Origin of the sequence: Thermolongibacillus altinsuensis, assembly GCF_004341205.1 — a bacterium.
Lineage (GTDB): Bacteria > Bacillota > Bacilli > Bacillales > Anoxybacillaceae > Thermolongibacillus > Thermolongibacillus altinsuensis.
Genome location: NZ_SLUL01000016.1, coordinates 1 through 10,571, shown reverse-complemented (window position 1 = coordinate 10,571; position 10,571 = coordinate 1). Strand labels below are relative to the sequence as shown.

Annotated in this window: 13 protein-coding genes and 1 pseudogene; 12 read left to right on the top strand and 2 right to left on the bottom strand. The window is 39.2% G+C overall.

The window, feature by feature from the left end; genetic code table 11:
• Positions 1–46: 46 nt before the first annotated feature.
• The 11 genes and pseudogenes from EDD69_RS12750 to EDD69_RS12700 form a co-directional block, all read left to right on the top strand.
• A pseudogene (locus tag EDD69_RS12750) lies at positions 47–860 on the top strand (DNA-directed RNA polymerase subunit alpha); the annotation flags it as partial.
• Positions 861–921: 61 nt separating this feature from the next.
• Positions 922–1,284, top strand: coding sequence for a 50S ribosomal protein L17 (gene rplQ / locus EDD69_RS12745; protein WP_132949315.1), 363 nt, complete (start codon positions 922–924; stop codon positions 1,282–1,284).
• Between the two features lie 129 nt (positions 1,285–1,413).
• Positions 1,414–2,250, top strand: coding sequence for an energy-coupling factor ABC transporter ATP-binding protein (locus EDD69_RS12740; protein ID WP_132949314.1), 837 nt, complete (start codon positions 1,414–1,416; stop codon positions 2,248–2,250).
• Entirely contained in the window at positions 2,226–3,095 is an 870-nt protein-coding gene (locus EDD69_RS12735; protein WP_132949313.1) for an energy-coupling factor ABC transporter ATP-binding protein, read from the top strand. The genes EDD69_RS12740 and EDD69_RS12735 overlap by 25 nt, the downstream gene beginning before the upstream one ends.
• Positions 3,092–3,889 carry an energy-coupling factor transporter transmembrane component T family protein gene (locus tag EDD69_RS12730; protein WP_132949312.1) on the top strand — a complete coding sequence of 266 codons (798 nt, stop codon included), beginning with the start codon at positions 3,092–3,094 and terminating at the stop codon, positions 3,887–3,889. The genes EDD69_RS12735 and EDD69_RS12730 overlap by 4 nt, the downstream gene beginning before the upstream one ends.
• Positions 3,890–3,902: 13 nt before the next feature.
• Entirely contained in the window at positions 3,903–4,646 is a 744-nt protein-coding gene (gene truA, locus EDD69_RS12725; protein ID WP_132949311.1) for a tRNA pseudouridine(38-40) synthase TruA, read from the top strand.
• A gap of 151 nt (positions 4,647–4,797) precedes the next feature.
• Positions 4,798–5,232: a 50S ribosomal protein L13 gene (rplM, locus tag EDD69_RS12720; RefSeq protein WP_132949310.1), complete on the top strand. Its 435-nt coding sequence runs from the start codon at positions 4,798–4,800 to the stop codon at positions 5,230–5,232.
• 22 nt (positions 5,233–5,254) lie between these two features.
• Positions 5,255–5,647 carry a 30S ribosomal protein S9 gene (gene rpsI, locus EDD69_RS12715; RefSeq protein WP_132949309.1) on the top strand — a complete coding sequence of 131 codons (393 nt, stop codon included), beginning with the start codon at positions 5,255–5,257 and terminating at the stop codon, positions 5,645–5,647.
• Between the two features lie 96 nt (positions 5,648–5,743).
• Positions 5,744–6,175, top strand: a complete 432-nt coding sequence (locus EDD69_RS12710; protein WP_132949308.1) for a DUF2521 family protein — start codon at positions 5,744–5,746, stop codon at positions 6,173–6,175.
• 63 nt (positions 6,176–6,238) lie between these two features.
• Positions 6,239–6,937, top strand: a complete 699-nt coding sequence (cwlD, locus tag EDD69_RS12705; RefSeq protein ID WP_132949307.1) for an N-acetylmuramoyl-L-alanine amidase CwlD — start codon at positions 6,239–6,241, stop codon at positions 6,935–6,937.
• A 108-nt stretch (positions 6,938–7,045) separates the two neighbouring features.
• A complete protein-coding gene (locus EDD69_RS12700; RefSeq protein WP_132949306.1) occupies positions 7,046–8,062 on the top strand; it encodes an Mrp/NBP35 family ATP-binding protein in 1,017 nt (338 codons plus the stop codon).
• Positions 8,063–8,093: 31 nt separating this feature from the next.
• On the opposite strand, the gene gerD is transcribed toward EDD69_RS12700, so the two are convergent.
• Entirely contained in the window at positions 8,094–8,723 is a 630-nt protein-coding gene (gene gerD, locus EDD69_RS12695; RefSeq protein WP_132949305.1) for a spore germination lipoprotein GerD, read from the bottom strand.
• Between the two features lie 131 nt (positions 8,724–8,854).
• Here gerD and EDD69_RS12690 point away from each other — a divergent pair, with 131 nt between their 5' ends.
• Complete coding sequence (locus EDD69_RS12690) at positions 8,855–9,454, top strand: KinB-signaling pathway activation protein (RefSeq protein WP_132949304.1); 600 nt, start codon at positions 8,855–8,857, stop codon at positions 9,452–9,454.
• A gap of 22 nt (positions 9,455–9,476) precedes the next feature.
• Here the strand turns inward: EDD69_RS12690 and pdaB are convergent, their stop codons facing one another.
• On the bottom strand, positions 9,477–10,241 hold the full coding sequence (gene pdaB, locus EDD69_RS12685) for a polysaccharide deacetylase family sporulation protein PdaB (protein WP_132949303.1): 765 nt from the start codon (positions 10,239–10,241) through the stop codon (positions 9,477–9,479).
• Positions 10,242–10,571: the final 330 nt, after the last annotated feature.

Genomic DNA, 10,571 nt, shown 5'->3' with positions numbered 1-10,571 from the left:
ACAGAGGAAAACTAAAAACATACACTAACAACTTACGAACTATCCTATAAAACTCACAACCTGGTGCCGCTGTAACATCTGTTCAAATAGATGGTGTATTGCACGAATTCTCAACAATTGATGGCGTCGTAGAAGATGTAACAGCCATTATTTTAAACATAAAAAAACTTGCGTTAAAAATTTACTCTGACGAAGAGAAGACGCTTGAGATTGATGTACAGGGTGAAGGAGTCGTTACAGCTGCGGATATTACTCACGATAGCGATGTAGAAATTCTCAATCCGGACCTTCATATTGCCACTTTAGCAGAAGGTGGCCGCTTACGCATGAGAATGACCGCAAAACGAGGCCGTGGGTATGTACCAGCTGATGCAAATAAACGCGAGGATCAACCAATAGGTGTTATCCCGATCGATTCCATTTATACGCCAGTATCACGCGTAGCTTATCAAGTAGAAAACACGCGCGTTGGTCAAGTAACCAACTACGATAAATTAACGATTGATGTGTGGACTGATGGAAGCATTGGTCCAAAAGAAGCCATTTCGCTTGGAGCGAAAATTTTAACAGAGCACTTAAACATTTTTGTTAACCTAACAGATGAAGCACAAAATGCTGAAATTATGGTCGAAAAAGAAGAAGACCAAAAAGAAAAAGTGCTTGAAATGACAATTGAAGAGCTTGACCTTTCTGTTCGTTCGTATAACTGCTTAAAACGTGCTGGTATTAATACCGTTCAAGAACTTACGCAAAAAACCGAAGAAGATATGATGAAAGTGCGTAACTTAGGACGGAAGTCGCTTGAAGAAGTAAAAGCGAAATTAGAAGAGTTAGGTTTAAGCTTACGTAAAGATGACTAGTTAAGCTTTTGGTTAACTAGGCATTTTCATGTTAAAAGTGAAAATAAAGGAGGGACATCTCATGTCTTACAGAAAGTTAGGACGTACAAGCGCTCAACGCAAAGCGTTACTTCGCGACCTAGTAACAGATTTAATCATCAATGAGCGTATTGAAACGACAGAAGCTCGTGCAAAAGAATTACGTTCAGTAGTAGAAAAAATGATTACGTTAGGAAAACGCGGCGACTTACACGCTCGTCGTCAAGCAGCAGCGTTCGTTCGTAAGGAAGTAGCGAATAGCGAAACTGGTCAAGATGCAATTCAAAAGTTATTTAGCGACATCGCACCACGCTATCAAGATCGTCAAGGCGGTTATACTCGCATTATGAAAATCGGTCCACGCCGTGGCGATGGTGCACCAATGGTTATTATTGAGTTAGTTTAATAGTGAATTTGGAACTACAAGGGCGAGACAGTTTGTTTGAACTGGGTCTATGCCCTTTTTTTGTTTTACTTTTTTGAAGAATGTAGTAGAGTAAAGAGTAAGAAATTTAGAAGAGATGAGGAGAGAAAAGTGGAAATTGCTGTACGTGTCCAAGATGTATCCTTTCAATATGCCAATCAATCCGACTATGCATTAAAAAATGTTTCTTTTCACGTCCGTACAGGTGAATGGTTAACGATTGTCGGACACAATGGCTCTGGGAAATCAACCATTGCTAAGCTTTTAACAGGATTATTACAAGCAGAAAAGGGACGTATTGAAATTTGCGGCATTCCCTTAAATGAAGAAACGATTTGGAAGGTAAGAGAACAAATCGGCATTGTTTTTCAAAACCCTGATAATCAGTTTGTCGGAACAACTGTTCAAGATGATGTTGCATTTGGGCTTGAGAATCGAGGAGTCCCTCGAGAAGAAATGACAGAGAGAATCAACGAGGCTTTAAAAAAGGTTAATATGGAATCATTTTTAGAACATGAGCCTCATCGCTTATCAGGTGGACAAAAACAACGAGTGGCAATCGCAAGCGTGATTGCGCTTCGCCCTAGAATTATTATTTTAGACGAGGCCACATCCATGTTGGATCCCCGTGGAAAAAAAGAAGTGTTAGCGGTCATTGAACAACTTCAAAAAGAACGGCAGATTACCGTTATTTCCATTACGCATGATCTTGATGAAGTGGCTAAAGCCGATCGGGTCATTGTTATGAACAAAGGAATGGTTGTGGAAGAAGGAACGCCAGAACAAATTTTTGCTCACGGGGAAAAGTTGGAAGAACTCGGTTTAGACCTTCCGTTTGCGGTAAAGCTTAGTAAACGTTTAAAAGATGCCGGTTTTCCATTAACAGGTGACCATTTAACGGTAGAGGGGCTGGTGAATGAGTTATGGACATTATATTTAAAAATGTAGAACATCGTTACCAAGCTCAAACGCCTTTTGAAAAAAGAGCGTTGTATGATATTGATTTAGAGATCAAAACGGGCTCCTATGTCGCGGTGATTGGTCATACTGGCTCTGGAAAGTCAACGCTTTTACAGCATTTAAACGGGTTGTTACAACCAACGAAAGGCTCTGTCACAATCGGTGATCGAACGATTGTCGGCGGAAAAAAAGAAAAAAATTTAAAACCGTTACGTAAAAAAGTAGGAATCGTCTTTCAGTTTCCGGAGCATCAGCTATTTGAAGAAACCGTCGAGAAAGATATTTGTTTTGGCCCCATCAATTTCGGCGTATCGGAAGAAGAAGCAAAACGGAAGGCAAAAGAGTGTCTTTCGCTTGTTGGATTACCCGAAGAAGTATTAACGAAATCACCTTTTGAATTAAGCGGCGGGCAGATGAGAAGGGTAGCGATTGCAGGTGTGTTAGCGATGGAGCCTGAAGTGCTTGTGTTAGATGAACCGACCGCTGGATTGGATCCGCGCGGACGCAAAGAAATTATGGATATGTTTGCTCGCCTTCATCAGCAAAAGCAATTGACCATTGTTTTAGTGACCCACAGCATGGAAGATGCTGCGCGCTATGCAGATGAGATCGTGATCATGAATAAAGGCACCATCGTCAAAAAAGGAACACCAGAAGAGATTTTTAGCGATGTTACATCGCTAATGGAATTAGGATTAGATGTACCTGAGACGGTGTTATTTAAACATTTACTCGAATCGAAAATTGGCGAAGCCATCCCTTCTACTTGTCTAACGATCGAAGAGACGCTACAAGGTTTACAAACGTTATTTGCTAGGGTGAAGAAAAAATGATCAACAGTATGATTATCGGAAAGTATGTTCCAGGCCGTTCGCTTATTCACCGTCTTGATCCGCGAACGAAGCTTTTAATGATGTTTTTTTATGTGTTTATTGTTTTTCTGGCTAACAACGTATGGACATATACTCTTTTGACATTGTTTACTCTGTCCCTACTATTGTTGTCGAAAATTCCTTTTTCGTTTATCGTTAAAGGATTTAAACCGATTCTGTGGGTGATAGTGTTCACTTTGCTTTTGCATGTATTGATGACGAAAGAAGGAAATATGTTGTTTCAATTTGGATGGATTGAAATTTATGACAAAGGAGTTCAACAAGGATTTTTCATTTCTCTTCGCTTTTTGTTATTAATTGCTATTACGACATTACTAACATTAACAACGACACCCATTGAAGTGACAGATGGAATGGAAAAACTTCTTGCGCCATTCAAACGATGGAACATGCCGGTTCATGAACTAGCGCTAATGATGTCCATCTCTCTTCGCTTCATTCCAACATTGATGGAAGAAACTGAAAAAATTATAAAAGCTCAAGCGGCGCGAGGAGTGGACTTCTCTAGCGGACCATTTTCTGAACGGATGAAAGCGATGACCTCTTTGCTTATTCCGCTATTTATTAGCGCCTTTAAGCGTGCCGAAGAGCTGGCTATTGCGATGGAAGTTCGCGGCTATCGCGGCGGTGAAGGAAGAACGAAATGGCGGCAATTAACATGGAGCTATTTAGATACGTTGTTTATGCTCTCTCTCATTAGTTTAAGTATTCTTTTATGGTTATTACGATCATAGCGAGGAATGAACGATGCGAAGAATTAAATGTATCATTGCATATGATGGAACCAATTTTGCTGGGTATCAAATTCAACAAAATAAACGTACCGTTCAAGGTGAACTGGAACGAGCATTAGCTATCATTCATAAAGGAGAGGCTGTTCGTGTCTATGCCTCTGGACGAACGGATGCAACGGTCCATGCGTATGGACAAGTCATTCATTTCGATTCTCCATTAACCATTCCAGAAGAACGTTGGGCAAAGGCATTAAATGCGCTATTACCGGATGATATTGTCGTGAAGGAAGCAGCTGAAGTTTCCCCTTCTTTTCACGCTCGATTTAGTGCGAAAGCGAAAGAATATCGTTATCGAGTGCGAACGGCGCAAGAGCCGGATGTCTTTTTGCGAAACTATGTATATCATTATCCATATTCATTGAACCATGAGGCAATACAAAAAGCGTTGACATTTCTAATTGGAACGCACGATTTTACTAGTTTTTGCTCAGCTAAAACGGATGTAGAGGATAAAGTGCGAACGATTTATGAAGCGAACATGATCGTTGAAAAAGATGAAGTCGTTTTTCAGCTCATCGGAAATGGCTTTTTGTACAATATGGTTCGCATCATTGTTGGAACGATGCTCGAGGTAGGAATAGGAAAAATAAAAGCGGAAGACATTCCGCACATCTTAGAAAAAAAGGATCGAAGTTTAGCTGGGAAAACAGCGCCAGGGCATGGTCTTTATTTATGGAAAGTTTATTATGACAACTAGTCCTGGCGTAACATTTTCTTGACATTGGTATATGAAAAAGATATTATATCATATGGTATGTATTTTAAAGCCACGATTAGCCCCGGAAATTAATCGTGTTGAAATAAATATCGTTTACTTTTGTTTATTTTTATTTTAGGAGGGAAAACAAATGCGTACGTATATGGCGAAGCCAAATGAAGTAGAGCGTAAATGGTACGTTGTAGATGCAGAAGGCAAAACGTTAGGACGTCTTGCTAGCGAAGTTGCGGCAATTTTGCGCGGTAAACATAAACCAACTTTCACACCGCATGTTGACACTGGAGATCATGTGATCATCATCAACGCTGAAAAAATCCAATTAACAGGTAAAAAATTAACAAACAAATTATACTATCGTCACAGCTTACATCCAGGTGGATTAAAAGTAAGAACGGCGCTTGAAATGCGTACAAATTATCCAGAGCAAATGCTTGAAAGAGCTGTACGCGGCATGCTTCCAAAAGGTCGTCTTGGCCGTCAAATGTTCAAAAAATTGCATGTTTACAGAGGAAGCGAGCATCCACATCAAGCACAAAAACCAGAAGTTTATGAACTTCGCGGATAATTGATCAAAGGAGGGCATTATTTTGGCACAGGTACAATACTACGGCACAGGCCGTCGCAAAAGTTCAGTTGCGCGCGTACGTCTAGTTCCTGGTGAAGGACGTATCATTGTAAATGGTCGCGACATTCGAGACTATGTTCCTTATGAGTCTTTAGTAGAAGTAGTGAAACAACCTCTTGTATTAACAGAAACATTAGGTAGCTACGATGTATTAGTGAACGTAAAAGGTGGCGGCTTCTCAGGCCAAGCAGGTGCAATTCGTCACGGAATCGCTCGTGCGTTGTTACAAGTAGACCCAGAATATCGTCAAACATTAAAACGCGCAGGCTTATTAACTCGTGACGCTCGTATGAAAGAGCGTAAGAAATACGGTCTTAAAGGCGCTCGTCGTGCACCACAATTCTCAAAACGCTAATATCGTTTTTACAAAAATCTCGGCAATTTTGCCGAGATTTTTTTGTATGTTCCCGATTTAATAGCAAACACTACTTCCTAAGAGGAGTGGTGGATCATGAAAATCATTACATCTTTTTCGGCGAGAAAGTTAGAAAAACAAGTGACATATGAACGAAAAATTTTACGAGAACTTTCATTTGAACAATTGCGAAGATGTGTACATGAATATTTTAAACCATTTCATTTTTATCGCTTTTTTTTAGAAGCTTTAGAAAACGGATGTATCGATGTTGCGATCGAAGCTTATTTACTTGGAGCGCATTATAGTCGTTTCGGCTATTATGGTGAGCCGTTTCACTTAGTGAAAAAACGTTGTGCAAAGGAAGAAAAGCACTTAATCGACATGTTATTTGATTTTTTATGTTCTTTTCATCATCAACCGAATCAGATTGATTCGCTTTATTATGTGTGTGAACATTATGTTGCATCATGGTGGAAAGAAGGATTTGACCAAGGAATGAAACGACAAAAATTGCGACTCAAATAATCATGTTCTAATCTCTTCCCTTGTCCCATATAACATTAATAACGGAGAGCGGGAGGAGAAGCAATGAAAATACGCTTTATTGTTGTATTGGTTCTTTTTGTTCTTTTTTTACAATTCCAAATTTTTAGTGATCGATCATGGAAAGCATGGAGCCTTCCTTTATCCGGGAAAATCATTATGATCGATCCAGGACACGGCGGACCTGATGGTGGAGCGGTTGGCGGCGATATTCTTGAAAAAGAAATTGCCTTAAATGTATCGTTAAAATTACGAGACTATTTACAGCAACAAGGAGCCTTTGTAAAAATGATACGGGAAGAGGACCGCGATTTAGCGGATGAAAAAACGAGAGGATATAGTCGACGGAAAGTAGAAGATTTACAAAGGCGTGTTACATTGATTAATGACTCTGAAGCGGACTTATTTATTAGTATTCATTTAAATGCCATTCCTTCATCGCGATGGAGAGGAGCGCAAACGTTTTATTATGGGTCGTTTGCTGAAAATGAACGTGTTGCAAAATTTATTCAAGATGAATTGCGGCGGAATTTAGAGAATACCAATCGTGCGGCGAAAGCGATTCAAACTGTTTATTTGTTGAAACATGCCAAAAAGCCAGGAGCGTTGGTTGAAATAGGGTTTTTATCCAACGAAGAAGAGCGAAAGTTGCTTGCATCGGAATCCTATCAAGAACAAATCGCTGCCTCCATTTACAAAGGAATTTTAAGGTATTTTACCAATGAACAAAATCCTTCCAATTAGGGGGGATTAATTTTTTTTGCAGGATTGAGAAGATATTGTTTTGTAAGAAAGTTCTGATTTGGTATATTGAAATTATGGAAACGAATACATAAGGATTGGTGAGGAACGATGTTAACAGAAAAACAAGTGATTGAACTATTGGAAACCATCAACGACCCTTTTCTTCAGAAACCATTCAAGGAAACGGGAGCGATTCAAGAAATTAAAATAAACGAAGAAAAAGGGTATGTGAGCGTGAAAATTGCGTTAGCGAAAATTGGGGCAGCTGAACAATTGCAAGTGCAAAATGTCGTTGTGCAGCGGTTGAAAAATGCAGGAGCTGCTTCTGTCGGTCTACGCTTTACGACATTGCCATCGGAACAAGTAGAAAAGAATGAAAGCGGAAAAAAAGAACCCGTTTATATTGCAATTGCCAGCGGAAAAGGCGGCGTAGGGAAGTCGACGGTTTCTGTCAATTTAGCTGTTGCGTTAGCTCGGCTGGGTAAAAAAGTTGGTTTGGTAGATGCAGATATTTATGGTTTTAGCGTACCGGATATGATGGGCATTACGGAACGACCTGTTGTTCGCGGTGAGAAAATCATTCCGGTCGAGCGTTTTGGTGTGAAAGTGATTTCGATGGGGTTTTTTGTGGAAGATAATTCTCCTGTTATTTGGCGTGGACCGATGCTTGGAAAAATGTTAAAAAACTTTTTCGATGAAGTGGAATGGGGAGATTTAGATTACTTGTTATTAGATTTACCTCCAGGGACTGGGGATGTTGCTTTAGATGTCCATTCAATGCTTCCATCATCAAAAGAGATTATTGTGACGACTCCTCATCCAACAGCTGCTTTTGTCGCAGCACGAGCTGGAGCAATGGCCATTCGGACAAATCATGAAATCATCGGTGTAATCGAGAACATGTCCTACTTTGAAAGCAAGGTAACAGGAGAAAAAGAATATATTTTTGGTAAAGGCGGCGGAAAAAAGTTAGCGGAAGAACTACAAACCGAATTGTTAGGGCAGTTGCCGCTCGGTCAGCCTGATTGGAACGATGATGATTTTGCTCCGTCGGTTTATGATGAAACGCATCCAATTGGGCAAATTTATATGGACATGGCTAAAAAAATCGTTGCAAAAATGTAAAGAGGGGCTCTTACGGCGCCCCTTATTTTGTTTATTCTTGTTGATCGCCTTCTCCTTCACCACCCTCTGAACCTCCACCTTCTTCGCCACCACTTTCTCCTTCTTTCTTTTTCGTTTCTTGCATGTCTTCTGCTGCTTTTATGAGTAAATCTTGAATTTTTGCTTTAAACAAAGGACTGCTAAATGTTTCAGTCATGACTTTTTGCAAGTGGCCGCGAAATTCTTTGTTTTTCAACTCATTCATCATCGTTTTTTGCATTTCAGGATTTTGAAGGATTTCAACCATCATTGCTTGATATTCAGGATCTTTCATTAGCGATTTAATCATTTTTTCATGCTCTTGTTGCATGCTTTTTGCAAAGCCTTCAACAAACTTAGGATCTTCGAATGCTTTTTTCCAAAACTTTATTCCTTTTTCTGAAGTGAGTGTTTGTTCAATGGTTTGTTTGACAATGGCTTGATCCATCACGAGTTGTTGTTTCACTTTTTCGTCCGTGATGATTTCTTGAATGGCTTTTTTCCCTTCATCTGTTTTTAAAATGTCGACGACCATCTTTTTCGTTTGATCGTAATCAGGTTGAGCGCTTCCTTGTTCTTGTTGAGCACATCCAGAAATGATTAGAAAATAACTAAGTAAGAGGAGCACTGTCTGTCTATTCATTATCAATAAGCTCCTTTCTGCAAAATTCCTTACTCTTAATATGAATTTCATTCGAAAAAATATTCACTAGCATTTTTCGCATTTCGTTGATAGAATTTTTAGAGGAATATTAGAGGGTGAGGGAAGTTTAGGTGAATAGCCGAAAATGGGTAAAATTATTTTTAAGTACGTTAGTTGTTGGAGGAATCAGCACGGGGATCGTTGGATTTGCGATCAAATGGAATGAATATAAGCATCTTTTTGCTTCTTTTGACGTGAAAGAAATTATTTCTGTTCTCATTTGGCTTATTGGTGTAGGATTCATTTTTAGCGTGATTAGCCAAATGGGTTTCTTCGCCTATTTAACAATCCATCGATTTGGACTTGGAATTTTCCGCTCTGTTTCATTGTGGAATTCTGTACAACTTGTTTTAATTGCTTTTGTTTTGTTTGACCTCGTTTATTTCCGTTACCAATTATTTGCTGAAGAAGGAGAGTCTCTTTTTAGTTACATCGGTATCGCCGTATTTATTTTCATTTTTGGCTTGATTGTCGCTTATATAAAAATGAAGCAGACCAATAAAGAAGCTTTTGTTCCTGCTTTGTTTTTTATGACGGTTGTTACGATCATTGAATGGTTCCCTGTGCTGAGAATCAATGAAGAAAGTTGGCTTTATTTAATGCTATTTCCTTTATTAATTTGTAATGCGTATCAATTGCTGATCTTGCACAAACTGATAGGGACGAAATGAGGCTGATCGAAAATGACCAGCCTCAATTTATTTCTTTACTTTTTACATCTGCATCGTCAATCAGCTGAGAGACGCTTACGTTTTGGTATCCTTTCTTTTTCATCCAATAAGCGATTTGTTCAAGTGCTTGAGCGGTTTGTTTTGCTGAGTCGGAAGCGTGAAGCAAAATGATATCTCCTCCTTTTGTATGCTCCGTTACGTTTTGAGTAATGGACTCGACTCCTGGATTAAGCCAATCTTTCGAGTCAATGCTCCAATGAACGACCGTGTATCCAAATGAATGGGCAATGTTCAATACGTTTTGATTAAAGTTTCCTGTTGGCGGGCGCAACATCTTTATATTTTTGATTCCTAACATATCAAATACTTTTTTCGCTTGTGATAAATCACGACGAATTTTTCCGTTTTCCAATTGAGTGTAATTTTTGTATTCGTATCCCATGCTACCAATTTCGTGCCCGTCATCGATAATTCTTTTGACGATGCTCGGATGACGCTCGGCCCATGATGCAGATAAAAAAAACGTAGCAGGTTTAATGTTATATTTTTTTAACGTTTCTAAAATGGGAATGGCATTTGTCTCTCCCCAGCTAATATCGAAGGTTAAAGCAATTTCGTTTTTCTTTTTTTCCACCTTGTATACGGCTTTTGGTCCTGTATTCGTTGAAAAAACAGAATCACTTGCTAAACGCTGAATGTATAAAAAAGATGCAGTAAAAAAAGCAGCCGTGATGATCAGCGCTAATTTTTTTAGTTTTTTTCCGTTTAGCACATAAAAGAAATTCATCGTTTCCCTCCTTGTCCCAAATCCTCTTATTATCATCCTATGCTCAAAGATAGCGGTTATTCCCAGAATAAAGTTTAGCTATTTTTTAAAAAATACTGTTGACAAAGAAACAAGACCATGATAGATTAATAAGCGTCGTTAGCAAGACAACAAAAAATAAAAAATAAAGAAAGATGTTGACAACGCTCAATTGATGATGATAAAATGAACAAGCCGTCGGTTGACGGTGATGATCAATGTTCCTTGAAAACTGAACGAAACGGAAGCGTGAAAGCTAGCGAGAAAACTTTCTATGGAGAGTTTGATCCTGGCTCAGGACGAACGCTGGCG